Here is a 24,824-nt window from a genome sequence, read left to right as displayed (position 1 = left end):
TTACAAGTCCGCGCGCCGGGGGGAAAGGTTTGCAGGCTCGGAAAACAGACCGTTTACGCTATCACTCCGGTGCGACGCTGTCGCCAGACCGTATAAATGCCGGACGCGACGATGATCGCCGCGCCGATCAGGGTCAGCGCGTCAGGGGATTCGCTAAAAACAGTCACGCCGATTGCCAGCGCAAAGAGCAGGCGCGCGTAGCGGAATGGGGTGACAAAGCTGACCTCGCCTACGCGCATCGCCGCGACGATGCCGTAATAGGCGAAGAGGCCAATGGTCAGGGCGCAGATGAAATAGGTCCATTCGGTTCCAGACAGGGCAACGAACGCGCCACCTGTGGCGGCCGTCAGCAGTAGCCCTGCGGGAATGATCGCGAAGAATCCCAGAAAGCTGAGTTGCATGGTGGAGAAAGTGGGTGGTGTCTTGCGCGTGGCAAGATCACGCATGGCAAGGCAGAATACGGCAAGGACGGCGAGCAGAGAGAGCACCTCAAAGCTGTCCATGCCGGGGCGGACGATGAGGATCACGCCGAACAGCCCGACGATGATCGCACTCCACCGCCGCCATCCGACAGGTTCGCCCAGAAAGAGCGCTGCACCCAGCGTGACGACCAGTGGCGTCGCCTGCAAGATCGCCGAGGCGCTGGAGATGGGCGTCAGCACGATAGCAGAGACAAAGGCGATGGTGCCCACCATTTCGCCGACAGCGCGCAGGGCTATGGGGGCTGAGATCATAGCGCGCGAGAACAGGGGACTGCCCTGCAAAAGCACAATTGCCCCGAAGACGGTTGAGCCGCCGACGCCGAGCATCGTCAGGATCTGTCCCACGGAAACAGCATCGGCCAGCAGCTTGATGAACATGTCCTCAAGCGCAAAGCCCAGCATGGCCAGCACCATCAGCGCTGCGCCGCGAAAATTGTCCATATCCTGATCCCGATTGCGCCTGTGGGCCGGGCATGACGGTTTTGAAAGACAAGGGCAAGAGGGGGTGATAGCAGAGCAGCTATGCAAGCTAACCAACTGTCTACAAGTGGTAAACAGACAGCGCTGACTGTGGCCGTTGGCGCTGTGGGGGCGCTTGTTGGCTGGATGCTTTCGGCGCCTGTGTTCATGTTGCTGGGACCTGCTGTTGCGGTCTCTCTTGCCGGGTTGGGTGGAATCAAGGTCGCGATTGATCCAAGGCTGCGTGACACCTGCTTTGTAATCTTGGGCCTTGCGGTTGGGGCCGGGTTCAACGCCGATGCTCTTGCCGCGATGATCCGCTGGCCTTTGGCTTTTGGCTTCATGGCGCTTGTGATGTGGGCCATTCTGGTCACCTGCCGTGGCGTGCTGGTGCGGGTTTTCGGGTTTGAGCCGCGCGCGGCATTGCTGGCTGCCGCACCGGGCCATCTTAGTTTTGTTGTTGCAATGGCAGCCGACCTTGGCTCTGATCTTGCGCGTATCTCGATCACGCAGTCCGTGCGGCTGTTGTCGCTGACGATTCTGGTGCCCTTTATCGCGCTGGCAATGGGCATCGAGGTGTCGTCGAACATCGCGCCGCAGGGAATGGCGATGCCGTATTCACGGTTGATTGGGTTGTTTGTGGTAAGTATCGGGGCTGGCCTGCTTTTTATCCGGCTTGGCGTGCCTGCGCCTTTGCTGATGGGGGCGATGGTGGTCTCGGCCCTTGGGCATCTCACCAATTGGGCGCCGGGTGTGTTGCCGGAATGGATGATCTTGCCTGCTTATTTGGTGCTGGGTGCGCTGATCGGGACGCGGTTTTCAGGGATCACTTTTGCTGATCTGCGCAGGGGGCTGGCCGCCGGGCTGGCTGTTACCGGAATTGCGGTGACCTTCGCCGGGCTTGCTGCGGTCCCCGTGGCATGGGCCTTGGGTATGCCCGTGGCGCATGTGCTTGTTGCTTTCGCGCCGGGTGGGTTAGAGACGATGATCGCCATGGGGGCGGTGCTGGGCGTGGTGCCGGGCTTTGTCGCTGCCTGCCATATTGCGCGATTGTTCGTGTTGACGTTTCTGCTGCCCATGTTGCTGGCGCGGACGCCTGGCTCTTAAGAGGTTTAGAGCATCTGTCAGACCGGTCATCACCGCTTCTTTAATGGGACCCCGTAGAGCTCCAGCCGGTGCCCGCGCAGGTCGTAACCCAGCTTTTGAGCGATCTTCTCCTGCAGCGCTTCGATTTCTTCATCGACGAATTCGATGACCTCGCCCGAATTCAGATCAATCAGATGGTCGTGGTGGTCGCGTTCCGCATCCTCATAGCGTGCCCGGCCGTCGCCAAACTCCAGCTTATCGAGGATGCCGGCCTCTTCGAACAACTTGACCGTGCGGTAGACCGTTGCGATGGAGATGCCCGCGTCGCGGCCCGAAGCACGCTTGAACAGTTCCTCCACGTCCGGGTGATCCTCGCTGTCCTCGATCACCTGTGCAATCGTGCGGCGCTGACCGGTCATGCGCAGGCCCATGTCCTCGCAGCGTTTGATGATGGATTTGGTCATGGGCTGCTCCCCGGATCGAATGGTGCCCCGATGTAGCGTCCTTTTTGACGCGGTGCCACCGGCTTTTGGGTCGTACGGTTGACTTATGCCCGGCCATGCCCCATGTCAGACCCAAGCGAAGCCTTCTGCCGCGTGAGCAGTGCCGGGCCGGGGAACATCCCCGCTAAGACCCAGCAGCAAGGCCCGCCGATGTTCCCAAAATCACGCGTGGGGCCAAGCGCGACAGACAGCTGTGTGGCATATGGCCTGCGGCTGCGATCTGATTTTCGCGTGACCCCGACAGGCGCACCTGTGCGTCTTAGAATGATGGCGTGCGGGAGCTTCCGTGCGCAGAAAGAAGATTTATGAGCGATTTCGATATGATGGACCTGCCACCTAAACTGGTAGCACGTCTGAATGAGATGGGTATCAAAGACCCGACACCGATCCAGAAACAGGCCATCCCCCATGCGCTGAACGGGCGCGATGTGATGGGTCTGGCCCAGACAGGCACCGGCAAGACGGCGGCCTTTGGCGTGCCATTGGTGGCCCAGATGCTCGAAAACCCGAAAAAACCAAGTCCGCGTTCGGTGCGCGCCCTGGTCCTGGCCCCCACGCGAGAGCTGGCCCAGCAGATCATGCAGAACCTCAAGGGCTTCTGCGAAAACACACCCCTCAAGGCGCAGATGGTCGTCGGGGGGCAAAGTATCAATCCGCAGATCAAACGGTTGGAGCGCGGTGTTGATATGCTTGTCGCCACACCCGGTCGCCTGCTGGACCTTATGGACCGCCGGGCGGTGCGTCTGGATGAGACCACCTTCCTTGTCCTCGACGAGGCCGACCAGATGCTGGACATGGGCTTTATCCATGATCTGCGTAAAATCTCCGCCGTGATCCCGAAAGAGCGTCAGACAATGCTCTTTTCCGCGACGATGCCCAAGCTGATGAGCGAGATTGCGAACAGCTATCTCAACAGCCCGATCCGTATCGAGGTCTCGCCTCCGGGCAAGGCAGCGGACAAGGTCACGCAAGAGGTGCACTTCATCGCCAAGGCGGAAAAGACATCGCTGCTGATCGAACTGCTGTCCAAGCACAAGGGCGAGCGGGCGCTGGTCTTTGGCCGCACCAAGCACGGTTCCGAAAAGCTGATGAAGACGCTTGTGAAGGCGGGTTTTGACGCGGCATCCATCCATGGCAACAAATCCCAAGGTCAGCGTGACCGCGCGATTGCCGGGTTCAAATCCGGTGCGATTACCGTGCTGGTGGCGACAGATGTCGCCGCTCGGGGCCTCGACATCCCGGACGTCAAGCACGTCTATAACTATGACCTGCCAAACGTCCCTGACCAATATGTACACCGCATTGGCCGGACTGCGCGTGCGGGCAAGGACGGGTCTGCCGTTGCCTTCTGCGCCCCTGACGAGATGGTTGACCTGATCGCCATTCAGAAAGTCATGAAAATCCGCATCCCCGTGGCCTCTGGTCGTCCGTGGGAAGGTGCCGAGATTGAAGAGAAACCCAAGCAGGGCCGTGGGCGTGGCAGGGGCGAGCGCCCAGGCGGTGGTGGCAACCGGCCACGCGGCGGCGCCGGCGCCGCCCAAGGCGCTGGCAAACCCGGCGGCGTACGCAAGCGGCGTCGCGGTGGCAGCGGTGGCAAGCCCGGCAATCAAAAAGCTGCCTGAGCCGAAAACAGCGCCTTGCACAGACACAGGAAAGCGCCCCGGAGCCGATCCGGGGCGCTTTTTTATGCGTCGAAAGGGTTAGGTGTAGAGCGACGGCACACCCATTTGGGCGTGAATGTCGTTCACCTCGGCCGGTTTCATGCCAAAGCCCTGTGCAAGTTTATGCAGATACTGCGCCTCTTGCTGGCTATCGAGGTCGATGCCCAGAACGGACATCGCATAAATCTGCGGACCCATGCCTTGCGGCGTCTGGCGTACCAGACCGTCCACATCAACAGGGGCCTGCAATTGTGCCTGAACGAACGCGGCTTCTTCGGCATCGACGTCACCTAGCTGGCCCAACAGTTTGTCTTTTTCAGCTTCGTCAAAGGTGCCGTCTGATTTGGCGGCCTGTATCATCGCAGCCAGCATCAGACCGGCGGCAGCTTCCTGATCCTGCGAGGGTTCGATCTCGGGTTCTGGATTGGCATCAAACTGAGAGTTTAACACGGCGCCGAAATCACGGTCGTTGCGTTCAGGGCGTTTCTGTACCGTGCGGCTTGCACCACCAAGCAGACCGCCAGCGCCCGCAGCACCAGCCAGACCGCCCAAGAGACCGCCGAGACCGCCGCCTGCACCGCCACTGCCACCCAACTGTTCAAGCAGACCGCCCAGTCCGCCGGGCATTCCGCCACCGGCCTTACTGCTTGCGCCGCCACCCAGCAGGCCACCAAGCATGTCTTCCAATCCGCCACCGGGGCTGTGTGCGCCGCCATGTGGACGGGACCCGCCCGCAGCCCCACCGGCTAGACCGCCCAGCAGCCCGCCAAGCCCGCCACCTGATCCGCCGCCCTGTGCACTGCGTTTCATCATGGATTGCGCGCCCTTGGCCACAGCCACGCCGACGGCCACTTTCGCCAGTGTCTTCATTAAGCTCATTTTGTGATCCCCTATTGGTTGAGTCGCCCTCCACTGTGGCATGTTTTGTGCGGCCAACGAGGGGAAATTCAGAAAGACGCCATCATCGGCGATGATTTACGCATTGACTTGGGCGTTGCGCTCGGCGTTTTTGCTGTGGTGGAACGCAAAGACCAAATGGACCTCTTCGGCGCTGTCGCGTTGATCGCTTTCGCGCTTAATCTGGCGTTCAATCAGGTCGTTATCTCAGTCACCAACGGGGGCTTTTCCCCGGTGTTTCAGGCGGGTGTGCGATCTGCCGGCGCGGTTCTTGTGCTGCTGATCTGGATGCGGCTGCGCGGGGTCGGCTTTCATGTGCCGCGTGCGGCGTGGTTGGGCGGGATCATTTCAGGTCTCCTTTTTTCATTGGAATTCATGTGTTTGTTCAGCGCTCTTGATCTGACAACTGTCAGCCGCGCTTCTGTCATATTCTACACCATGCCGGTTTGGCTTGCGCTGATCGCGCATGTGTTTTTTCCCGGCGAACGGTTGACCGGCCCCAAAACGATTGGATTGATCCTTGCGATGGCAGGCGTTGCCATCGCGCTTGCGGATCGCAGTGGGGGCAAGGTCAGCTGGACTGGTGATTTGCTTGCGCTTACCTCGTCGCTTTGCTGGGCGGGGATCGTTGTCTGCGTCCGGCTGACGCCGTTGGCCAAGGTGCCGCCTGCACAGCAACTGATGTTCCAGGTTCTGATATCCGCGCCGATCTTGCTGATTTTGGCGCCGCTGTTCGGCCCCTTGATCCGGGATGTCGCACCGATTCACGTTGCAGGTCTGCTGTTCCAGATCATCGCCGTGGCCAGCCTTGGATTTCTCGCATGGTTCTGGCTGATGTCGATCTACCCATCCTCTTCGGTAGCCTCTTTCAGCTTCCTTTCACCTGTCTTCTCGGTGCTGCTGGGCTGGATCCTGCTGTCAGAGAATGTGGCCCCGTCGGTTTGGGGGGCGCTGGTTCTGGTGGCAAGCGGCATCTACCTGATCAACCGCAAGCCGCGCGTGCCTGCCTGACGCTTACGTCCCGCAGAAGGTGGCCGGAACGATCTCTGTCTCGGTTGGCGGGCGGGCAAGATCCGCGTCCGTTTCACTGAACGGCGTTTTGAGGGCTGTCATCAGCCTTTCAAAGGGGGCCATATCTCCGGCGACAGCAGCTTCGATCATCTGCTCAATCCGGTGATTGCGGGGGATAACCGCAGGATTCACAGACCGCATGAGCGTCTCGCGCGCGGTATCAGATGAAGTGCGCTGCTGCCATTTAGCGGCCCACGCATCAAAGGCTTCACGGTTGGTGAACTGATCGCGTGCATTTGCGCCGCCCAGGGCCCGGAAGGTGTTTGTGAAATCAGCACCATCGGTCTGCATCAGGCCCAGAAGCTCTTCGATCAGGGGCGTGTCTGCCTTTGCTGGCTCGGCGATCCCGATCTTGGCCGCGAACCGTTTCAGCCAGCCATCCTCCAACATCTGGGGCATCGCGTGAATGATCTCTGTCGCTTCCTCGACCGCGGCATTCCTGTCTTCAAACGTCTGCATCAATGAAGTGGCAAACTGCGCCATATTCCAGACAGCAATGCCCGGCTGATTGCCAAAGGCATAGCGGCCCTGCTGATCGATGGAGCTGAACACGCGGTTCTGGTGAAAGGCGTCCATGAAGGCGCAGGGGCCGTAATCGATCGTCTCGCCTGAGATTGCGCAATTGTCAGTGTTCATGACGCCGTGGATAAAACCGACAGACATCCAGCGCGTCACCAGATCAGCCTGCGCGGCACAGACTGCGCGCAGCAGGTCCATGGGGCCTTTGGCTTCTGGGTAGTGACGCTGAATGGCATAATTCGTGAGTGTCTTGAGGTTCTCAACTTCTCCGCGGTGGGCGAAGACCTGAAACGTGCCTACGCGCAGGTGACTGCGTGCGACGCGTGTCAGCACCGCGCCGGGCAGCGCGCCTTGCTCACGCCAGATCTGTTCACCCGTGGACACCGCCGCAAGCGCGCGGGTGGTCGGGATGCCAAGCGCGTGCATCGCCTCTGACACCACGTACTCGCGCAGAACCGGACCCAACCATGCGCGACCGTCACCCATGCGCGAATAGGGCGTCGGCCCTGATCCCTTCAATTGAATGTCCCGGCGGAGGCCGTCCGTACCGATCACCTCGCCAAGAAGAATAGCACGTCCGTCACCCAGCTGTGGATTGAACGAGCCGAACTGATGGCCCGCGTAGAGCTGTGCCAGTGGCGCGGCGTTTTGGGGTACATCGTTACCGCCAAAGACGTCGGCAACTTCTGTTAAATCACCAACCTCAATCCTCAGAAGACTTGCGAGGTCTTTGTTGAATGCCAATAGCTTGGGCGCCGCAACTGAAGTGGGGTCTAAACGCGAATAGAAGCCATCAGGCAGTGTTGCATAGCTGTTATCAAAGGGAATATGCATGGGATCAAAGCTGCCGTGACATGAACATGTACTTCTCGCGCGGGGCAAATCCCGCACGCTTGTAAAGCTTGATCGCCTTTTCGTTTTCCCGGTCCACCTCAAGGTGGATGGCCCGCAGCCCGCCTTCGGCGAGGGCCCGGGGCAAGGCGATCAGCGCTTCGGTCGCGATACCGCGGCCGCGTACGCCGGGACGAATGTAAAGTTCGTCGATGATGGCGTCGAGGCCACCGAACTCAACCGACCAGCCGAAACAGACAACGATATATCCGATGGGCGCACGCGGTGGTCCGATCAGATATGCCACGCCGTAAGGCAATCCCTCAAGCAAGGGGGCGAGGCCAGCGCGCCGGGCCTCATCTGACAACTCGATCCCCTCATCGGCATGAAACGCGGCGCAGAGGGCGGTCAGTTTGTCCAGATGCTCTGGCTTGGCAAGGGTGAGGGCCGCGCTCATAAGCGGGCCAGTCGGTTTGTGAGCAGATCAAAGAACCCGTCCGCGTCGATATCGCCCATGAACAGGGCGTTGGGGGCGCGGTCAGTCACGCGCCACCAATCGGCGACGGTCATACCCATGGTCAGTTCTGACTGGGTTTCGATCTCTACGTTGATGTGCCGACCGGTGAAAAGCTCAGGTTTGATCAGATACGCGGTCACGCAAGGGTCATGCAGCGGCGCACCGGCAGAGCCGTATTTTTCTTTGTCGAAACGTTCAAAGAAGTCTGTCATTTCGGCCACAGCGATGCCCACGGGCGTGCCAAGTGCGCGGAACGCGTCATTGCGAGCTTTGGTGACCAGTGCCTTGTGGGTGACATCAAGCGGCATTACGACGATTGGAACGCCGGATTTGAACACGATATCTGCAGCTTGCGGGTCAACATAAATGTTAAATTCCGCCACGGGCGTTATGTTGCCACCCTCGAAATACCCGCCGCCCATCAGGACAATCTCTGCTACACGTTCCTGAATGTCGGGTGCTTTCTGGAACGCGGTCGCGATGTTTGTGAGCGGACCCAAGGGACATAGCGTCACGCTGCCGGCATCGTGGCTCCGCAGCGTCTCAATGATGAAATCGACCGCATGGCCATCGACGAGAGGCATCACTGGATCAGGCAGGTCGGGGCCGTCCAGCCCAGTCTTGCCGTGTACATGTTCAGCGGTGACCAGATCGCGACCCAGCGGCCGGTCGCAGCCAGCATAAACTGACACATCAGTTTTGCCCGCCAACTCACAGACAATGCGCGCATTTTTCGATGTTAGGTCCAGCGGGACATTGCCCGCAACACAGGTAATGCCCAGAACGTCAATGTCTTCTGGACTGGCCAGCGCCAGCAGGATGGCCACTGCGTCGTCCTGTCCGGGGTCGGTGTCTATGATGATTTTTCTGGGCGGCATTGGTTGTCCTCTTTGCGGCAGAGATAGGTGATCGGAGGCTCAAGCGAAAGGGGGCGTCAGTCTTGTTTGGCGCTTGTGCGCTCATCTTGCTTTACTACGTTCCACAGCGCGTCCATCTCAGCCAGATCACTGTCGGCTGGCGTCTTGCCCGACGCGGCCAGCCGTGCCTCGATCCCTTCGAACCGGCGGGTGAACTTTGCATTGGCTGCGCGAAGGGCTGCTTCGGGGTCGACCCCCAGATGCCGGCCAAGGTTCGCCATAACGAACATCAGATCTCCGAATTCCTCTTCAACCTCTGCTTGAGAGAGCGTTTCGCGGGCTTCTACCAGCTCAGCAGCTTCTTCAGTGATCTTTGCGATGACCTCATCGGTTGTGGGCCAGTCAAACCCCACCCGTGCCGCACGTTTTTGCAGCTTGTAGGCCCGTAGCAGCGCAGGAAGACCAACGGCTACGCCATCCAGCGTGCCCTTTTGTGCTTTGCCGGCACGTTCCTTGGCCTTGATCGCTTCCCAGTCAGCGGTCTGTTGTTCAGCGGATTTGTCGCGGCTTTCATCCCCGAAGACGTGAGGATGGCGCGCGACCATCTTGTTAGAGATATTGCGCACCACGGACTGGAACGAAAACAGGCCGGCTTCTTCGCCCATTGCGGTGTGATAGACAGATTGCAGCAGCAGATCGCCCAGCTCGCCCTCCAGCTCTCTCCAGTCGCGGCGCTGGATGGCATCGGCGACTTCATATGCCTCTTCAATGGTATAGGGGGCAATGCTGTCGAAATCCTGCTCAATATCCCACGGACAACCTGTTTCTGGGTCCCGCAGGCGGCGCATGATCTCAAGCAACCGCTCGATGCCTGCCTCTTCGTTGTGGATCACGTCGTCTGCCATTGCAGCTTTGCCTCGTCTGGTGTCAGATGCACCCTGAGTTTTCTGATCCTAGGAGTCCACCCCATGCCCGTCGTCAACCGTATCGCCGATTTCAGCGCGGACATGGCCGCATGGCGGCAGCATTTGCACACCATTCCCGAATTGGGGCTGGATTGTTACAAGACCTCAGCTTTCGTGGCGGAACGCCTGCGCGAATTCGGGGTGGATGAACTGCACGAAGGGGTGGCGCAAACGGGGATCGTTGCGATCATTGAGGGGCAGGGTGAGGGCCCGACGATTGGGCTGCGCGCAGATATGGACGCGCTGCCGATCACCGAAGAAACCGGGGTGCCTTACGCCAGTACGCATGAGGGCAAGATGCATGCCTGCGGGCACGACGGGCATACGGCGATGCTGCTGGGCGCGGCGAAATACCTTGCCGAAACACGCAATTTCGCGGGCCGCGTGGCGCTGTTGTTCCAGCCTGCCGAAGAAGTCATCGGCGGTGGCGAGATCATGGTACAGGAAGGGGTCATGGATCGCTTTGACATCGCTCAGGTCTATGCGCTGCACAACGCGCCGAACCTTGAGTTCGGGCGCTTTCACACAACTCCGGGGCCAATCATGGCAGCGGCAGATACCTTTACGATCAATCTGACGGGAAAAGGGGGCCACGGGGCGCGGCCGCATGAGTGTATCGATCCGGTCGTGGCGGCCTGTGCCATCGTTCAATCCTTGCAAACAATCGTCAGCCGCAACCTCGATCCCAAGCAAAAGCTGGTGATCTCGACCACGCAGATCCACACGGGCACCACAGACAACGTGATCCCGGAAGAGGTCTATATCAATGGCACCGTGCGCACCTTCGACAAGGAGGTGCAGGCGATGGCGGTGCGACGGATGCAGGCCATCGTGGACGGACATGCGGCGAGCTTCGATCTCAAGGCGGAACTGGATTTCGAATTTGGCTATCCGCCGACCGTGAATGACGCGGCCAAGACCGATTTCGCGGCGGATGTCGCCGCCGAGATCGCTGGAGAGGCCGGCGTTGAAACTGCCTTTCCGCCGGTCATGGGCGCCGAGGATTTTTCTTACATGCTTGAAGCGCGTCCCGGCGCGTACCTGATGCTGGGGCAGGGAGAGGGTGCGGGTGTGCATCACGCGCTTTACAATTTCAACGATGAGATTGCCCCCATTGGCGCGTCTTTCTTTGCACGGCTGGTTGAACGCGCACAGCCGATTGCAGGAGCCTGATCAATGGCTTTGGAAGATGCGGCCAAGCAGGTCGATCAGGCCTTTACCCGGGAAGACCTGAAGGGACCGAGTTTCGAGAACGCTTTTGGCGGGGCCACCTCGTTCCTGCGCCGCAGGTATACAAAGGACCTGAGCGGTGTCGACATCGCGGTGACGGGGGTGCCGTTTGATCAGGCCGTGACCAACCGCACCGGCACCCGTCTGGGCCCGCGCGCGATCCGTGAGGCCAGTGCCTTGCAACCCTACGATCCGCCTTATGGCTGGGATTTCGATGTGCTGAGCGAATTCGCCATCGCGGACTATGGCGATCTGGCCTTTGACTATGGGCATACGTCAAAGTTCCCCACCGCACTGACTGCGCACATCAAGGGCATTCTTGACGCGGGCGCTGCAAGCGTGGTGCTGGGGGGGGATCACTATATCAGCTTTCCCATTCTGAAGGCATACGCTGAAAAATACGGCCCGATCAGCCTGCTGCAGTTCGATGCGCATTCGGACACATGGCCGGATGATGACATGGACCGGATTGATCACGGCACGATGTTCTACAAGGCGGTAAAGTCAGGCATCGTCGATCCCGAAACATCTGTGCAGGTCGGGATCAGGACGACCAATCCCGATACGCTGGGTGTCACGACGATTGATGCCCGCGAAGTCCATGAGCGCGGACCCCAAGCGGCGGTAATGCGGATCAAGGAGGTTTTGGGCGATAATCCCTGCTACCTGACGTGGGATATTGACGCGCTTGATCCCGCCTTTGCACCGGGCACCGGGACGCCTGTCTGGGGCGGGCTGACGTCGGCGCAGGCCGCGATCATGCTGCGGGAACTGGCGGGGATCAATATCGTGGGCGGTGATGTGGTCGAGGTTTCGCCGCCGTTTGACACCACAGGGGCAACTGCGATTGCGGGTGCACATGTGGCGACGGAAATCCTTTGTCTGCTGGGCTACCGGATGCGCCGGACATGAGCGGCAAGAACCAACCTATCAGTGGCAATGACCTTGCCCGGTTTTCAGGACCGAACACATTCATGCGTCTGCCAGCCGTCAATGACCTCAAAGGGTTGGACGTTGCTGTTCTGGGTATTCCGCTGGACGTTGGCACGTCGTGGCGGTCTGGCACACGGTTTGGGCCGAAACAGGTCCGCGCGGAAAGCGCGATGCTGCGGCCCTACAACCTTGGAACAGGGGCGGCACCCTTTGATAGTCTGCAGGTTGCCGATATTGGCGATCTGGCGATAAATACGTTCTCGCTGTCAGACAGTTTGCGCATTATTGCAGAGAGTTACGACGCGATCCTCAAGTATGACGCGATGCCACTGGCTATTGGCGGTGATCATTCAATCACTCTGCCGATCCTGCGAGCGATGGCGAAACGGCACGGTTCTGTTGCCCTGATCCACGTCGATGCCCATGCGGATGTGAACGACGAGATGTTCGGCGAGAAAGAAGCCCATGGGACCGTCTTTCGGCGCGCCTATGAGGAAGGGCTGATCAATCCGGCCAAGACCTATCAGATCGGTCTGCGCGGGACCGGGTATTCGGCGGAAGATTTCAAAGAGGCAGCCGGGTGGGGTTTCCAGCAGTTTCTTGCCCAAGAACTATGGGGGCGCAGTCTTGCGCCACTGGGCGCGGAAATCCGGCGCGATATCGGGGATGCGCCGGTTTATGTCACCTATGATATCGACAGCCTTGACCCCGCCTATGCGCCCGGCACTGGTACGCCCGAAATTGGCGGTTTGACCACGCCGCAGGCGATGGAGCTGATCCGTGCGTTCAAGGGCCTCAACATCGTGGGGGGCGATCTGGTGGAGGTTTCGCCACCATATGATACGACAGGGAATACGGCGCTGACCGGGGCCAACATTCTATATGAACTGTTGTGCGTCCTGCCGGGAGTGACCTACCGCTAAGAGAGCGGGCGCATACAAGAGGAAAAGGGGAGATGTGGAAGATGCTGACCTGGATTATCATCGGTATTGTTGTTCTTCTGCTGGCGTATGTTCGGCTTGCTCCATCTGACCCGGCGCGTTGGCACAGGCAGGCAGCAATTTCCGGAGCCGAGACAAAGCAGCTGAAAGGCGGTTATATCTGGCGCAAGGCCATCGAAGGTGATGGCAAGGCCGAGCTTGCGGCGCTGGATAAATACGCGCTTGCGACGGACCGTACCGAGCGTCTGGCGGGTTCCGTGGAGGAGGGGCAGATGACCTACATCACCCGCTCAAAGGTCTGCGGGTTTCCAGACTACACGACAGTCAGCCTGATCAATGGGCAGGACGGTCAGCGTATACTTGAGATCTATGGCCGTTTGCGGTTCGGCCGCTCAGATCTTGGGGTAAACGCCAATCGGATTAAAGGATGGGTCGCTGCCGCGCAGCTCTGAAGACATGCACCCCTCTTCGATCTCGCGCCACATCGGGACGTTCAGGGACATCTGGCATTGCGCCATGAACATGCGGCCATCAACCTGTAGACAGATGGTTTCGCCCAGTTCAACCCGGTTGTGGTTGCGGTCTGTGCAATAACAGTCGACTGTTTTGCCACTGGGTGAGGTAACGTCAGCGGCGGCGGGCAAGGCCATCAAGGCAAGTAGAAAAAGTGTTCTGTACATCCTTTAATGATACCACGATGCGGCCCTTGACCAAAGCCTTTCCATCAGCGACATGGGGTCACAATGATACCCTTGGACCGTCTTGAACAGATATCACAGCGTTTCCAGTTTCTGGAAGCGTCTATGTCGGCTGGGTCGGACGGGGCTGATTTTGCCGCGCTGGCCAAGGAATATGCCGATCTGAAGCCCGTGATAGAGCAGATCAGTGTCTACAAGCAGTTGACCCGTGACATTACCGAGGCCGAGGCCATGCTGGCCGATGCTGAGATGGCCGAACTGGCACGCGAGGAATTGCCTGCGTTGAAGGAGGCCTTGCCCAAGGCCGAAGCGGCATTGCAGGTGGCACTGTTGCCGAAGGACGCGGCAGACGCGAAACCTGCGATGTTGGAGATACGGCCCGGAACAGGCGGGGATGAGGCGGCTCTTTTTGCCGCTGATCTGCTGCGGATGTATCAGCGCTATGCCGAGGCAAAGGGCTGGGGGTTTGAACTGATCGAAGAGCAGATGACGGAACTTGGCGGGGTCAAGGAAGTCGTCGCGCATATCACCGGACAAAACGTTTTTGCACGGCTCAAGTTCGAAAGCGGTGTGCATCGCGTGCAGCGCGTGCCCAGCACCGAAAGCGGCGGTCGCATCCATACCTCCGCGGCGACGGTCGCCGTGCTGCCAGAGGCCGAGGATGTGGACATCGAGATCAACGCAAATGATTTGCGGATCGATACCATGCGGTCTTCGGGCGCGGGGGGGCAGCATGTGAACACCACCGATTCTGCCGTGCGGATCACGCATATGCCGACCGGTATCGTCGTAACTTCGTCGGAAAAATCCCAGCACCGCAACCGCGAGAAAGCCATGCAGGTGCTCAAGGCGCGGCTTTACGATCTGGAGCGTAGCCGGGTCGACAGTGAAAGGTCCGCTGACCGTGCGGCACAGGTCGGGTCGGGGGATCGGTCCGAACGTATCCGCACCTACAACTTTCCACAGGGGCGTCTGACCGATCATCGGATCAACCTGACGCTTTATCGGCTGGATGCCGTGATGCAGGGCGATCTGGATGAGATTGTCGATGCGTTGACTGCTGATGCGCAAGCCCGCCAGATGGCAGAGATGAACCTGTGAGTACCGCTGCCGAAGCCATGGCTGCCGCCGCATCGCGCTTGCGGGCTGCTGGCGTGCCTGACCCGGCCCGGGACGCGCGGCTTTTGCTGGCGCATGCGGCCTCGGTCGATGCGGCCCGTATCACCTTGATCGCCCCCGAAGAAATCGCGCCGGAGATTGCTGAACGGTTTGAACATCTAATCGCGCTTCGTGCTGTGCGAGTGCCAGTGTCGCACCTGGTGGGCAGCCGGGCGTTCTATGGGCGTGACTTCAAGATCAGCCGGCATGTGCTTGATCCCAGGCCAGAAACCGAGACACTCATCGAGCTCGCCCTGAGCGAGAATTTCGAGACGGTGCTCGACCTCGGGACCGGATCGGGTTGTATCCTTGTCACATTGCTGGCCGAGCGCCCTGATGCGCGCGGTGTCGGTGTCGATCTCTCAGAGGATGCCTGCTTGCAGGCCAGCGCCAACGCCGTGAACCTTGGCGTCGATGGGCGTGTCGAGGTTTACCAGTCTGACTGGTTCGAGCGGGTCGAGGGGCGCTATGATCTGATCGTGGCCAATCCGCCCTATCTCGCGGCTTCCGAGATGACAGAAGTTGCGCCGGAATTGCGCTACCATGAACCCGAAATGGCACTTACCGACGGGTTGGACGGGCTGTCAGCTTACCGGGTGATCGCCACCCAAGCGCAGGGGTACCTTACAACGGCGGGCCGCGTGCTGGTCGAGATTGGCTGGCAGCAGGGCGACGCAGTCTGCGAGATTTTCCGCCGCTCTGGATGGGCCAGTGTTGAACTGGCGCGCGATCTTGATGGCCGCTCTCGCGTGGTTTGCGCAGGTCAACCGGCATAAATCTGCAGGTTGCATGATTTTTACGGTCGAATTTGCGCATTTGCCCTTGCCGTGCCTGCGCAGCCGTGCATATTCAGGGATGTTGCAGCGGTGGATGCTTTTGGCGGTCCCGCGCGGCGTTATGCCCAACAATCCAGGTAATCGATGACCACCAAGCGCGTCGCGCACATCGGTTCAGTAAAGCTAAACAGCACTGAAGGCTGATACTGTTTCATGAAATCTACCAGATCACGGTCCCGGTCAAAAAGTAGCCGCAACCGCAACCAGCAGGGCGGCAATGTCGTCAATCGCGTTTTTGACAGCTCGGGTCCCGAGGGTAAGGTGCGTGGCACACCGCAGCAGGTGATTGAGAAATACAATCAGCTTGCCCGCGATGCGCAACTGTCCAATGACCGCGTTGCGGCTGAGAACTTTCAACAGCACGCAGAGCATTATCTGCGCCTGTTGTCAGAGGCACAGCGCGAGCAGGACCAGCGCCGCGAAGAACAGGAGCGCCAGAACCGCGAACGTCAGGCCGAGCGTGACCGCGAACGGGCCGAACGCCAGGAACGCGAGAGCAGTCAGGGCGGAGGCGATCAGCGTGAGAACGATCCCAGTAGCGTGCCACAGCCTGAGATTCAGGCCAGCGGCAAAGAGGACGAAGGCGATAGCGGTCTGGTGGAAACGCCAGAGAGCAAGCCAAAACCCAAACGCGCACCGCGGCGTAAGCCAAAGCCTAAGGTCGATGGCGAGGACGGCGGCGGGGATCAGCCCGAAGCTGCAGAATAGAAGAGACCCCGCTTTGGCGGGGTTTGTTCTTTTGAGAAAGACCTTCAGCTGACGGACCGGTCCGACATTATTCTGCGTGGTCATTGCCTTTGTGGCGCCTGCGGGTTCGAACTGCGGCGGGAGGCAAATTGGGTTGGCCACTGCCATTGCGAAAGCTGCCGCCGGGCGACGGCTTCTCCGCTGACGACATTCATCGGGCAGGAAAACGGATCATGGAAGTTTCTTGGCGAGGGTCCGAAAGACTTTGAGAGCAGTGCCGGGAACACGCGCGGATTTTGCGGCACCTGCGGCACGCCCATGTTCTACCGTTCAGATCGCTACCCCAACGAGATGCATTTCTACGCGGCCTTGTTGGAAGACCCCGAAGCAATCACCCCGACAATGCATTACCGCCCTGACGAACAGCTTTCGTGGCTGCATCTGGCGGACCCACCGCCGCACGGCTAGTCGGGATCAGTCAACCGGTGGCGGTGCCAGGGATCCTTCCGTGCGCTGCACGTATTTGATGCGTCCTTTCTCGCGCAGCACAACTTCGCGCGGCCGCCAGTCATAGCGCGTGTCCTGTGGCACCGGAGCCCAGAACAGCCGCCCGCCGTAGCGCCAGGGGTCAATCACCACACCTGCCTGCATGGGCGCGCCCTTGGGGACGATTATCGTGGTGCTATGGTCAATCAGGATCGGGTTGTCGGCATTGGCGATGGCGCGGGCGGTCTCCAGCGTCTGGAACCCTGCACTGTCCAACCGCGCCTGAATATCTTCGGCCCAGTGATAGCATAGTCCGCGCGGCCGCTGGCCTGCGTTCACTTTCGCATTATGGATCAGGGCGGTGTCCGAAATCTCATAGGCAAGCGCCAGCTGGTGTGTGGCGGTGTAGGACAAGCGCGCGGCGCGCGTTGCCTCTGCGGGGTCCACGTCAGGTGAAAGGCGCTGGATACTGGCAGCAAGAGCCGCGATCTCGGCCTCGGTGCCGCGCACCGGACCTTTGGTGCCACAGGCGGTCACGATCATGACCACCGCCAGCGTCACCCAGACCTTCACGTGGCAGCAAGCTCTCTGGCCAATGCACAAAAGCCCTCAAGCGGAACCTGTTCGGCCCGGTCTGTCGGTTTGATCCCCGCTGCAATCAGGCGGTCTTCGATATCCGGTGCCACGCCCTTCAGGGATGCGCGGAGCATCTTGCGACGCTGGTTGAAAGCTGCCGCAACCACGCGGGACAGAACGGCGGGATCTGCCGGAAACCTGGGCTCTGGCAGGGCCGTCAGGTGCACCACGCTTGAGGACACCTTTGGCGGTGGCGTAAAGGCACCGGGCGGCAATTGCATCACAATCCGTGCATCTGCCCGCCATTGGGCGAGGATCGCCAGACGCCCGTAGGTTTTGGAGCCGGGCTCGGCCACGATCCGCTCGGCCACTTCGCGCTGGAACATCAGCGTCAGGCTTTGCCAGAAAGGCGGCCAGTCGGGCGGCGTCAGCCAGCGCACCAAAAGTTCGGTGCCCACATTATAGGGCAGGTTCGCCGCTACGCGAATGGGCGGCGTCAGGTGCTCTAGCGGGTCGATCTCAAGCGCATCGCCTTCGATCACTGTCAGTCTGCCGGGGTAGGCATCCGCGATCTCGGCCAGCGCAGGCAGGCAGCGGCTGTCTTTCTCGATACACAGGACGTGACGCGCGCCTTCAGACAGAAGGCCACGGGTCAGGCCGCCCGGGCCGGGGCCGATCTCAAGCACATCGCAGGCGGTCAGGTCTCCTGCCTGACGAGCGATTTTGGCTGTGAGGTTCAGATCCAGCAAGAAGTTCTGACCAAGGGATTTGCGCGCCGAAAGACCGTGCGTGGCAATCACATCGCGCAGTGGCGGCAGGGTGTCGATGGCGCTCATTGCGCCTCGGCTATCCTGTGGGCCAGCCGAATGGCTTCGATCATGCTGGTGGGGTTGGCCAACCCTTTGCCCGCGATGTCAAACGCCGTGCCGTGGTCGGGTGAGGTACGGATAAAGGGCAGGCCAAGCGTGACGTTCACGCCCTTATCGAAATCCAGTGTCTTGATCGGGATCAGCGCCTGATCGTGGTACATCGCAATCGCCGCATCATAGCGGGTTCGCGCGGCGGCGTGAAACATCGTGTCCGCGGGCAGCGGGCCGGTCAGGGTGTACCCTTCGTCATTCATCATCGACACCAGGGGGGCGATCCATTGCTCTTCCTGCAGTCCCATCGTGCCGCCTTCGCCTGCGTGGGGGTTCAGGCCTGCAATGGCCAGACGGGGGTGCTTGATCCCAAAGCGGTCACGCAGGCCTGCGTGCGTGGTCTCGATCACCCGGCGCAACCGCTCGGGCGTCAGTTGGATCGGCACCTGATCCAGAGCGATGTGAATGGTCGCAGGCACCACGCGCAGCTGATCCGAGGCCAGCATCATCACGACGTCATCCACGCCGCCCAAGGCCGCCAGATATTCAGTGTGGCCCGGATAGGCAAAATCCGCACCGTCCTTTAGCGCTTTCTTGTTGATGGGGGCCGTGCAGAGCGCCGAGGCCGCACCATCACGGACCAGCGAGACGCCGAGGGCGATCATATCAATCACGTGCTGCGCATGCGCCGGGTCGGGGGTGCCAGGCACAGCATCGGGGCCAAAGTCACGGGCGATGACGGGCAGAACATCGCTGCTGAGATCAGCTGCCTGCTGAGGCCGGTCGATGACCTGCGCAGCAACGCCTTTCGGCAGATGGCGAGGGTCGCCAAGCCACACCATGGGCACTTCGCCCGCCAGTGCGGCCCATGCGCGGGCGGCAACCTCTGGCCCGATGCCTGCAGGTTCGCCGCAGGAGACCACGACCGGCAGAGGGGCTTGGGTCATTGCATCAGGATGCGCGCATCCGCACGCAGCTGGTCCATCAACAGGTCTGCATAACCTTGGAGTTTGCGTTGACGCAGCGCATTGACCACGTCTTCGCGTGTGGCCTCGGCATTGGCGGCGGCGGTGCGTTTGCACAGCACCAAGAACACAAGCGTTTGGCCATTGGCACGGGTCAGCGCGACAGAGCTTTCGCCGGGATCAAGCTTTGCCAGCTCAATGGCAATGTCCTGAGGGATTTCCGAAGGTTTCTTTGCGCCGCGTTCCAGCACCTCTTCGGGCTGGCCCTTGGCAATGCCGTAAAGGTCATCGCAAACGTCCACTTTGGCGCGGACCTTGGCAGCAGCGGCCAATCCTGCCTCGCTTCGGCCGCCGGGAATATAATAAGCAGCGTATTCGATCTCAGAATATTCGCGCGCAGGGGTGGCCGTTTCTTCAATCCCGCGCAGCTGGAACAAGGCCACCGCATTGGGAATGGGCAGCGGGGCTGTCACGTCGCCTGGTCCCAGTTCAAGCAGGATGGGGTGAAGCGCCGGGGGCAGGTTTTCCAGCGGTGTCCAAGGCATCCGCCCACCGCGTCCGCGCGATGCTGTTGCGGAGTATTGGGCGGCATAACGTGAGAATTCGGCCTCGGACTTGGACTGCGCGATACGTTCGGCCAGTGCGTTGACCCGCGCGGCATTCTGAGGCGGAGCAGGAATGATGATCTCGGACAACAGCAGCCGAATGCCTTTACCCGACGAACGGGTGTTGCCCAACGCCCGGTCGATTTCTTGTTCGGTGACATTTACGCGGCTGAGATAGCGACCCCGGATCAGCTCCCGCCAGCCCAGGGAATTTGCGACGAAATCGCGAAATGTCTCGCGAGAGATGCCCGCCTGTTCGAGCGCCTTGACGAATTCGTCGGTCGTCAGGTTCGCACGGGCCGCGAATTCTTCAAGCCCTTCCTGCAGCCCTTCCGGTAACAGCTCAATCCCCGCATCGGCGACGGCCATCGACCGCAGGCGATCATCGATCAGGGTCTCGATGATGCTATCGCGGTCGGTGCCGGGGGCATTCAGAACCTGCATGAAACGCTGGCGTTGTTGCACCTCGAACTCGGTCACCACAGCGTCATTGACGCGCGCAACCGGGGCAAAGAGGTTCTGCGCCAATGCGGCCTGCCCGGTGAGGGCCATTACGCCTGCAACCGCAAGCCCCCGGATCGTGGCGGAAAGTTTCATCTGGATCACCTTTGACATGAGCGAATGTATCGTTGATTGCCCGATGAGGCAGCAAAGCCCCGTAGGCCAACGTTAAACCCGAAATTGGTGGTAGGCTCAACACTGGTCGAGGAAGAATAGCTGCGTGCGACGGTCATATCCACGGCCACGCATTCGTTGTTGTAGCTGAGACCGATGCCTGCCGTCGCTGCGCGGTCGTCCGCGACGTTAAAGCGCCAGTCTGCTTTGACCGCCCAGTGCCGGTTTATTTCGTAGCGGCCATCGAGCAGGATTTCTGATACCGCGTCGGCGCGGTCCTCGGCCAGGTCTTCGTCGAGCCAAACGTAAGAGCCGCCCAAGGATCCGCGCGAAAAGCCCCAGTTGCCTCGCAGCTCTGCCTTGGCAAAGCGGAATTCCTTGTCAAACAGGCTGCGCCCGGTCAGCGACACCCCGTTGTTGGTCTTGACCTGTGCGGCCAGCAGGAAATTTGAGGTCGTTCCGTCAAGGCCGGATGAGGAGGAAAACGCCTCGTCAGCGTCGCGGCGAAATACCTGTCCCAAGCTGATGTTGGCATCCCATCCGTTTGGGTTCAGTCGCGACCAATTCAGACCGACTGCGGCGACCGTGCCGCGTTCGCGGCGGTCCGGACGCGGAAAGCGGGACAGCGACAACAGGTTGCCTTCATCGAATTCCACACGGGTGCTTTCATCGTTCGGCACCAAAAGCCGCTCACCCCGTGTCCAGCCGATCTGCGCGATGGGCTCAAGCACTTCAGTGATGCCTCCTGCACGCCGCCGCAGCATCGGGTACCGCAGTGCCACAGCCGCGCGGGGGACGATGTCGGACTGGTTCTGTGCAAAGGTGGCATCCTGTGTGATGTCGAAAAGATTGAAACTCACACCAGTCTGCACATCCGCGACGATCCCGCTGCCCCATGTCATCCGGCGTAGCCAGTCTGCACGCCCGTGAATGCGCGCCACGTCGCGGCCATCGACCTCCAGATCCGGGTCCGGTCCGTCGGTGTCACGGTCCGAATTGCGCCGGTGCGTATGCGCTTCGATCGTGAACCTCAGCTCGCCGCCCACGGCAGCCGGGAAGAAACGCCGCTCATATTCGCCGTCCAGCACCACCGTGGCGAGGTTATCGTTGATGTCTCCGGCGCGCAGGCTTTCGAAATTGTAGAAACTGCCACGCACAAATTGGTCCCGTCGCGCCCGGCTGACCGTGACCTGACTTTCCAGCCGGTCCTGAAGGAAATACCCGTATTCGTTCAGATATGCCCGATCGGTCGTTGTCTCGATGTCGAAATGTAGCTTGTAATCTCTTTTGAGGTCAAAATCGCCCTGCCCAAAAAGATATCCGCGTGTTTTGTCGGGGCGCTGATCATCGCGTGTGATTGCGCCTTCGAATTCGATACGACCACTGCGGAATGCTTGTCTGTACCGCAATTCCAAGGTGCGGGTCACGCTGGAGAAATAGGGGGTTACTGTTAAGTCGCGGTGGTCTCCCAGCTTGATGAAATACGGGATTTTTAGCCCGGTCCCCAACTGCGATGTGCTTCGGATTGAGGGGACAAGAAAACCCGTTGCACGTTCCAGCCGTGGACCCGGCAGGCGCAGGCGCGGCAGGTAGAAGACCGGTACGTTCAGAATGCGAAACTGAGCCTCGTCAAAATAAAGCTGTTGTTCCAACTGGTCGTGTATCACCCTCTTGGCCCTGATCTGCCAAAGCGGTGCGCGCCCGTCTTCACATACCCGGCATGATGTCACCGACGCCTTTGAAATCTGGTTGTAGCGTCCATTCACGCGGTCGATCTGAAGCGCAGCGACTTGCAACTGCTGCGCCAATATCAGCCGTGCGCCCACCAGCAGGCCATTTTGCAGATCTGCATCCAGTTCCGCCGCATCGGCCAGAATGATGGTTTCGGTTCCTTCCGTCAGGGTGATCGGCCCTTTGATGCTGAGCGCGCCGGTATCCTGATTGTACTGGATTGAGGCCGCCTTGATCCGCGTGCCGTTCTGAAACGCTTCCACATTTCCCTGCGCCACAAGGGTCCGATCCGACGTGATGAAAACCTCATCTGCAATCAAAATTGCGGGGGTCTGGTCTGTCTCTTGTGCTGTTGTCTGCAGGGGCAGGACCAAACACGTCATGATCAGGATCAGATGACGCAGCACGTTAACCGTCCTCCGCATGCAGCAGCAGGCCGATGGCCAGCAGGGTTGCTGCGATGGGGGGCGCCCAAGCGGCAAGCAGAACCGGAATTTGCCCGTTTTCACCCAAAATTTGGGCAAAGCTGCGAACAAAGTAAAGCGCGAAGCCCAAGAGCACTGCCGTCAGCACTGCAACCCCTGTACCGCCAAAGCGCGTGTGCCGCATGGTAAATGCACTGGCCACAAGCACCATTGCCATAAGGAACAAGGGCCGCGCAAATTCTGCCTGCAGCCAGACCTTGTGGCGTTGTGTGCTGAAGCCTGCTTGTTCAAGCTGTCGAATAAATGTCGGCAGGTTGTAGATTGAAACCGCAGCAGGTTTACCGATGCTTTCCCGGATCCGCTCAAGCGTGAGGGAAGACGGGATTTGCAGTGTTTCAAAAAATTGCGCATTAGCCTCCGCGTTCATCCCTGCACGCAGTGGCCAAGACTTGGCATTGCGTAAAGACCAGGCCCCGCCCTGCAAGGCTGCACTGCCTGCTTCAATCCGCCGTATCGGGCCATCCTCAAAGTCGTAAGTCAAAAAAGTCACGTCATAGAGAACTGAGGCGTCCGCATTCGATCGCCATGCGCGGATCACGGTTTGCCCTTCTGCGCTGCCTTGACGCAGCCAGAGACCTTCATCGCTGATCGAAAGGGCCGAAGCGCCGCCTGCGCGGTAGCTTTCTGACAACTGCAGATACCGGTTGCCCGTGGCTGCGACGATCGGGTTCAGCATCCCAACGGCCATCAATCCGATCAGCAGCGCAACGAAAACCGGCGCAATCAGCGCACGCATGGCGGACCGCCCTGCCGCGCGGGTCACGATCAGCTCGGATGACCGCGCGAGTGAGATAAAGAGCGTCACCGTCGCCAAAATCATGATCAGCGGCAAGATCAGATTGATCGTTTGTGGTGCATTGAGAAGTGTCAGGCCCAATATCTTTTGCCAGCCAATGTCGTAGCTGCCGAATTTGCGGGCCTGCTCCACGGCGTCAACCAGCATCACCAGTGCAAACAGAACGCCGGTAATCAGCAAAAATGCCATGGCAAATCGGCGGGCGAAGTACACATGCAGGATCATGCGGCGACCCTCCTGCGGCGGAACCAAGCAGGGTGCGACAGGTGCCAAAGCATTCCGAGAACCAATAGAGCGCCAATGGCCGATGGCACATACATCAACACCCACAGCGACGCGTCGCTGCGCACGGTATTCACCAGTGTACCCCGGATGCCATCAACTGCGATCAGCGCGGCAAAGGCGATAGCGACCTCTCTCCAGACGCCGAAGCGTGAAAATCCGCCCATCAGCAGTGTCGCGAACCCAACCATTGCCGCCACGATACAAAAAAGCGACTGCGCAAAACGCGAGTGCAGTTCTTCGGCGATGATGCCGGTGCTGTCACCGGTCCGTGCCGCGATGCGGTCCCAATTGCTCATTAATTGTGGTGTTATGAGATTGGGCACGGACAGGACACCGCCTTCCGTTTCATTGACGAGCGCCGAGATATCGAATGAGAAATCCCGGAACGTTGCGGTGGCAAGGCGCTTTTCGGCTTTGTTCAATCTTTGGGCCAACCCATCGACCATGATCAGTGTCGTGCCGGGGCCGTTTCGGACCAGATATGCTTGCGCGGCGGTGTAAATCACACCTTCCAGAGCATCGCGCCGGTCTGACAGAAACACGTCGCGCAGCACGCCATCCGCGTCGATCAGCCGGGTATAAAAGGTCACGTTTTCTGTCGGGTGCAGAAACTGGCCTTCGCGCAGCAGGCTGGCGGTGACGTTTTGCGAAATTTCTGTTTCGCGCTGGTTGAGCTGTGCTTGGGCCATCGGGACAAGGAAATGGCTCAGCACGCTCATCATTGCCGCCACGCATAGTCCAAAGACAAATACAGGCCGGGCCAATCGCCATGGGCTAGAACCCGTGGATTGGAGCACTGTCATCTCTGACTCGCTGCTCATCCGGTTGGTGACATAGACTGCGCCGGCAAATGCGGCGATGGGCAACACCGTGGTAATTAGCTTGGGCAGGCCAAGTGCAGTAAATTCAAGGAATACAAGGGCGGACTGACCATCCCCGATGAGCCTGTCAAACAGGACGACAGCGCGGTTGATCCAGAACAGCGCGACCAGAACCAATGCGAAAAAGCCAAACAGCAGCAAAAGCTGTGACAGCATATAGCGGTCTAGTCTGGCCACTGCGCTCCCCCAAAGATGCTCGCCAAGGGCT

At 59.9% G+C, this 24,824-nt stretch carries 26 protein-coding genes; 11 read left to right on the top strand and 15 right to left on the bottom strand.

Annotated features, from left to right (window positions below):
* Positions 1 to 53 precede the first annotated feature (53 nt).
* On the bottom strand, positions 54 to 923 hold the full coding sequence (locus GV827_RS00525) for a DMT family transporter (protein ID WP_164351743.1): 870 nt from the start codon (positions 921 to 923) through the stop codon (positions 54 to 56).
* Positions 924 to 1,004: 81 nt separating this feature from the next.
* Here GV827_RS00525 and GV827_RS00520 point away from each other — a divergent pair, with 81 nt between their 5' ends.
* Positions 1,005 to 2,048, top strand: coding sequence for an AbrB family transcriptional regulator (locus GV827_RS00520; RefSeq protein ID WP_164351742.1), 1,044 nt, complete (start codon positions 1,005 to 1,007; stop codon positions 2,046 to 2,048).
* 29 nt (positions 2,049 to 2,077) lie between these two features.
* Here GV827_RS00520 and GV827_RS00515 read toward each other — a convergent pair whose 3' ends face one another.
* On the bottom strand, positions 2,078 to 2,491 hold the full coding sequence (locus GV827_RS00515) for a Fur family transcriptional regulator (RefSeq protein WP_164351741.1): 414 nt from the start codon (positions 2,489 to 2,491) through the stop codon (positions 2,078 to 2,080).
* Between the two features lie 344 nt (positions 2,492 to 2,835).
* Between GV827_RS00515 and GV827_RS00510 the strand changes: the two genes are divergently transcribed.
* Positions 2,836 to 4,152, top strand: coding sequence for a DEAD/DEAH box helicase (locus GV827_RS00510; RefSeq protein WP_164351740.1), 1,317 nt, complete (start codon positions 2,836 to 2,838; stop codon positions 4,150 to 4,152).
* A gap of 78 nt (positions 4,153 to 4,230) precedes the next feature.
* Here the strand turns inward: GV827_RS00510 and GV827_RS00505 are convergent, their stop codons facing one another.
* Positions 4,231 to 5,070 (bottom strand): tellurite resistance TerB family protein, encoded by an 840-nt coding sequence (locus GV827_RS00505; RefSeq protein ID WP_164351739.1) that lies wholly within the window; start codon positions 5,068 to 5,070, stop codon positions 4,231 to 4,233.
* A 138-nt stretch (positions 5,071 to 5,208) separates the two neighbouring features.
* Between GV827_RS00505 and GV827_RS00500 the strand changes: the two genes are divergently transcribed.
* Positions 5,209 to 6,099 (top strand): DMT family transporter, encoded by an 891-nt coding sequence (locus GV827_RS00500; RefSeq protein WP_164351738.1) that lies wholly within the window; start codon positions 5,209 to 5,211, stop codon positions 6,097 to 6,099.
* Positions 6,100 to 6,102: 3 nt separating this feature from the next.
* Here GV827_RS00500 and GV827_RS00495 read toward each other — a convergent pair whose 3' ends face one another.
* From GV827_RS00495 to mazG, 4 genes are read right to left on the bottom strand one after another with little or no spacing between them, the layout of a single operon-like run.
* Positions 6,103 to 7,512 carry a protein adenylyltransferase SelO gene (locus GV827_RS00495; protein ID WP_164351737.1) on the bottom strand — a complete coding sequence of 470 codons (1,410 nt, stop codon included), beginning with the start codon at positions 7,510 to 7,512 and terminating at the stop codon, positions 6,103 to 6,105.
* 4 nt (positions 7,513 to 7,516) lie between these two features.
* A complete protein-coding gene (locus GV827_RS00490) occupies positions 7,517 to 7,966 on the bottom strand; it encodes a GNAT family N-acetyltransferase (RefSeq protein ID WP_164351736.1) in 450 nt (149 codons plus the stop codon).
* Positions 7,963 to 8,904: a nucleoside hydrolase gene (locus GV827_RS00485; RefSeq protein WP_164351735.1), complete on the bottom strand. Its 942-nt coding sequence runs from the start codon at positions 8,902 to 8,904 to the stop codon at positions 7,963 to 7,965. Before GV827_RS00485 ends, GV827_RS00490 begins: the two co-directional genes overlap by 4 nt.
* Positions 8,905 to 8,960: 56 nt before the next feature.
* Positions 8,961 to 9,788, bottom strand: coding sequence for a nucleoside triphosphate pyrophosphohydrolase (gene mazG, locus GV827_RS00480; protein WP_164351734.1), 828 nt, complete (start codon positions 9,786 to 9,788; stop codon positions 8,961 to 8,963).
* 63 nt (positions 9,789 to 9,851) lie between these two features.
* Here mazG and GV827_RS00475 point away from each other — a divergent pair, with 63 nt between their 5' ends.
* From GV827_RS00475 to GV827_RS00460, 4 genes are read left to right on the top strand one after another with little or no spacing between them, the layout of a single operon-like run.
* The gene (locus GV827_RS00475; protein WP_164351733.1) at positions 9,852 to 11,021 is read left to right on the top strand and encodes a M20 aminoacylase family protein; all 1,170 of its coding nucleotides are present in this window, start codon (positions 9,852 to 9,854) and stop codon (positions 11,019 to 11,021) included.
* A gap of 3 nt (positions 11,022 to 11,024) precedes the next feature.
* The gene (speB, locus tag GV827_RS00470; RefSeq protein ID WP_164351732.1) at positions 11,025 to 11,990 is read left to right on the top strand and encodes an agmatinase; all 966 of its coding nucleotides are present in this window, start codon (positions 11,025 to 11,027) and stop codon (positions 11,988 to 11,990) included.
* Entirely contained in the window at positions 11,987 to 12,934 is a 948-nt protein-coding gene (gene speB, locus GV827_RS00465) for an agmatinase (RefSeq protein ID WP_164351731.1), read from the top strand. The genes speB (GV827_RS00470) and speB (GV827_RS00465) overlap by 4 nt, the downstream gene beginning before the upstream one ends.
* Before the next feature lie 41 nt (positions 12,935 to 12,975).
* Positions 12,976 to 13,404 carry a DUF1499 domain-containing protein gene (locus GV827_RS00460; protein WP_328823091.1) on the top strand — a complete coding sequence of 143 codons (429 nt, stop codon included), beginning with the start codon at positions 12,976 to 12,978 and terminating at the stop codon, positions 13,402 to 13,404.
* On the opposite strand, the gene GV827_RS00455 is transcribed toward GV827_RS00460, so the two are convergent.
* Positions 13,345 to 13,632 carry a hypothetical protein gene (locus GV827_RS00455; protein WP_164351729.1) on the bottom strand — a complete coding sequence of 96 codons (288 nt, stop codon included), beginning with the start codon at positions 13,630 to 13,632 and terminating at the stop codon, positions 13,345 to 13,347. The genes GV827_RS00460 and GV827_RS00455 overlap by 60 nt on opposite strands.
* Positions 13,633 to 13,695: 63 nt before the next feature.
* Here GV827_RS00455 and prfA point away from each other — a divergent pair, with 63 nt between their 5' ends.
* The 4 genes from prfA to GV827_RS00435 all read left to right on the top strand — a co-directional run bounded on the left by prfA (position 13,696) and on the right by GV827_RS00435 (position 16,799).
* On the top strand, positions 13,696 to 14,751 hold the full coding sequence (gene prfA / locus GV827_RS00450; RefSeq protein WP_164351728.1) for a peptide chain release factor 1: 1,056 nt from the start codon (positions 13,696 to 13,698) through the stop codon (positions 14,749 to 14,751).
* Positions 14,752 to 14,768: 17 nt separating this feature from the next.
* The gene (gene prmC, locus GV827_RS00445) at positions 14,769 to 15,584 is read left to right on the top strand and encodes a peptide chain release factor N(5)-glutamine methyltransferase (protein ID WP_164352168.1); all 816 of its coding nucleotides are present in this window, start codon (positions 14,769 to 14,771) and stop codon (positions 15,582 to 15,584) included.
* 213 nt (positions 15,585 to 15,797) lie between these two features.
* Entirely contained in the window at positions 15,798 to 16,352 is a 555-nt protein-coding gene (locus GV827_RS00440; RefSeq protein ID WP_164351727.1) for a DUF4167 domain-containing protein, read from the top strand.
* Between the two features lie 48 nt (positions 16,353 to 16,400).
* A complete protein-coding gene (locus GV827_RS00435; RefSeq protein ID WP_164352167.1) occupies positions 16,401 to 16,799 on the top strand; it encodes a GFA family protein in 399 nt (132 codons plus the stop codon).
* Positions 16,800 to 16,805: 6 nt separating this feature from the next.
* On the opposite strand, the gene GV827_RS00430 is transcribed toward GV827_RS00435, so the two are convergent.
* The 7 genes from GV827_RS00430 to lptF are packed head-to-tail and all read right to left on the bottom strand — an operon-like array spanning position 16,806 to position 24,793.
* Positions 16,806 to 17,390 carry a hypothetical protein gene (locus GV827_RS00430; protein WP_328823090.1) on the bottom strand — a complete coding sequence of 195 codons (585 nt, stop codon included), beginning with the start codon at positions 17,388 to 17,390 and terminating at the stop codon, positions 16,806 to 16,808.
* The gene (gene rsmA / locus GV827_RS00425) at positions 17,387 to 18,229 is read right to left on the bottom strand and encodes a 16S rRNA (adenine(1518)-N(6)/adenine(1519)-N(6))-dimethyltransferase RsmA (RefSeq protein WP_164351726.1); all 843 of its coding nucleotides are present in this window, start codon (positions 18,227 to 18,229) and stop codon (positions 17,387 to 17,389) included. Before rsmA ends, GV827_RS00430 begins: the two co-directional genes overlap by 4 nt.
* Complete coding sequence (pdxA, locus tag GV827_RS00420; RefSeq protein WP_164351725.1) at positions 18,226 to 19,200, bottom strand: 4-hydroxythreonine-4-phosphate dehydrogenase PdxA; 975 nt, start codon at positions 19,198 to 19,200, stop codon at positions 18,226 to 18,228. Before pdxA ends, rsmA begins: the two co-directional genes overlap by 4 nt.
* Positions 19,197 to 20,420 carry a peptidylprolyl isomerase gene (locus GV827_RS00415; RefSeq protein WP_164351724.1) on the bottom strand — a complete coding sequence of 408 codons (1,224 nt, stop codon included), beginning with the start codon at positions 20,418 to 20,420 and terminating at the stop codon, positions 19,197 to 19,199. Before GV827_RS00415 ends, pdxA begins: the two co-directional genes overlap by 4 nt.
* Positions 20,421 to 20,425: 5 nt before the next feature.
* A complete protein-coding gene (locus GV827_RS00410; RefSeq protein ID WP_328823089.1) occupies positions 20,426 to 22,576 on the bottom strand; it encodes an LPS-assembly protein LptD in 2,151 nt (716 codons plus the stop codon).
* Position 22,577: 1 nt separating this feature from the next.
* Entirely contained in the window at positions 22,578 to 23,675 is a 1,098-nt protein-coding gene (lptG, locus tag GV827_RS00405; protein ID WP_164351722.1) for an LPS export ABC transporter permease LptG, read from the bottom strand.
* A complete protein-coding gene (gene lptF, locus GV827_RS00400) occupies positions 23,672 to 24,793 on the bottom strand; it encodes an LPS export ABC transporter permease LptF (RefSeq protein ID WP_164351721.1) in 1,122 nt (373 codons plus the stop codon). Before lptF ends, lptG begins: the two co-directional genes overlap by 4 nt.
* Positions 24,794 to 24,824: the final 31 nt, after the last annotated feature.

The organism is Sulfitobacter sediminilitoris (assembly GCF_010667575.1).
GTDB lineage: Bacteria > Pseudomonadota > Alphaproteobacteria > Rhodobacterales > Rhodobacteraceae > Sulfitobacter > Sulfitobacter sediminilitoris.
The sequence above is the reverse complement of the archived record's forward strand: the minus strand, read 5'-3'. Positions and strand labels throughout refer to the sequence as shown.

What these genes read in the sequence shown, in the direction of transcription:
- GV827_RS00455 (WP_164351729.1), bottom strand. Translation starts at nt 13,632, where the DNA reads ATGTACAGAACACTTTTTCTACTTGCCTTGATGGCCTTGCCCGCCGCC.
- GV827_RS00510 (WP_164351740.1), top strand. Translation starts at nt 2,836, where the DNA reads ATGAGCGATTTCGATATGATGGACCTGCCACCTAAACTGGTAGCACGT.
- speB (WP_164351731.1), top strand. Translation starts at nt 11,987, where the DNA reads ATGAGCGGCAAGAACCAACCTATCAGTGGCAATGACCTTGCCCGGTTT.
- GV827_RS00490 (WP_164351736.1), bottom strand. Translation starts at nt 7,966, where the DNA reads ATGAGCGCGGCCCTCACCCTTGCCAAGCCAGAGCATCTGGACAAACTG.
- GV827_RS00485 (WP_164351735.1), bottom strand. Translation starts at nt 8,904, where the DNA reads ATGCCGCCCAGAAAAATCATCATAGACACCGACCCCGGACAGGACGAC.
- pdxA (WP_164351725.1), bottom strand. Translation starts at nt 19,200, where the DNA reads ATGACCCAAGCCCCTCTGCCGGTCGTGGTCTCCTGCGGCGAACCTGCA.
- GV827_RS00520 (WP_164351742.1), top strand. Translation starts at nt 1,005, where the DNA reads ATGCAAGCTAACCAACTGTCTACAAGTGGTAAACAGACAGCGCTGACT.
- GV827_RS00525 (WP_164351743.1), bottom strand. Translation starts at nt 923, where the DNA reads ATGGACAATTTTCGCGGCGCAGCGCTGATGGTGCTGGCCATGCTGGGC.
- GV827_RS00495 (WP_164351737.1), bottom strand. Translation starts at nt 7,512, where the DNA reads ATGCATATTCCCTTTGATAACAGCTATGCAACACTGCCTGATGGCTTC.
- GV827_RS00515 (WP_164351741.1), bottom strand. Translation starts at nt 2,491, where the DNA reads ATGACCAAATCCATCATCAAACGCTGCGAGGACATGGGCCTGCGCATG.
- GV827_RS00460 (WP_328823091.1), top strand. Translation starts at nt 12,976, where the DNA reads ATGCTGACCTGGATTATCATCGGTATTGTTGTTCTTCTGCTGGCGTAT.
- prmC (WP_164352168.1), top strand. Translation starts at nt 14,769, where the DNA reads ATGGCTGCCGCCGCATCGCGCTTGCGGGCTGCTGGCGTGCCTGACCCG.
- GV827_RS00475 (WP_164351733.1), top strand. Translation starts at nt 9,852, where the DNA reads ATGCCCGTCGTCAACCGTATCGCCGATTTCAGCGCGGACATGGCCGCA.
- GV827_RS00415 (WP_164351724.1), bottom strand. Translation starts at nt 20,420, where the DNA reads ATGAAACTTTCCGCCACGATCCGGGGGCTTGCGGTTGCAGGCGTAATG.
- mazG (WP_164351734.1), bottom strand. Translation starts at nt 9,788, where the DNA reads ATGGCAGACGACGTGATCCACAACGAAGAGGCAGGCATCGAGCGGTTG.
- GV827_RS00440 (WP_164351727.1), top strand. Translation starts at nt 15,798, where the DNA reads ATGAAATCTACCAGATCACGGTCCCGGTCAAAAAGTAGCCGCAACCGC.
- GV827_RS00505 (WP_164351739.1), bottom strand. Translation starts at nt 5,070, where the DNA reads ATGAGCTTAATGAAGACACTGGCGAAAGTGGCCGTCGGCGTGGCTGTG.
- prfA (WP_164351728.1), top strand. Translation starts at nt 13,696, where the DNA reads ATGATACCCTTGGACCGTCTTGAACAGATATCACAGCGTTTCCAGTTT.
- lptG (WP_164351722.1), bottom strand. Translation starts at nt 23,675, where the DNA reads ATGATCCTGCATGTGTACTTCGCCCGCCGATTTGCCATGGCATTTTTG.
- speB (WP_164351732.1), top strand. Translation starts at nt 11,025, where the DNA reads ATGGCTTTGGAAGATGCGGCCAAGCAGGTCGATCAGGCCTTTACCCGG.
- rsmA (WP_164351726.1), bottom strand. Translation starts at nt 18,229, where the DNA reads ATGAGCGCCATCGACACCCTGCCGCCACTGCGCGATGTGATTGCCACG.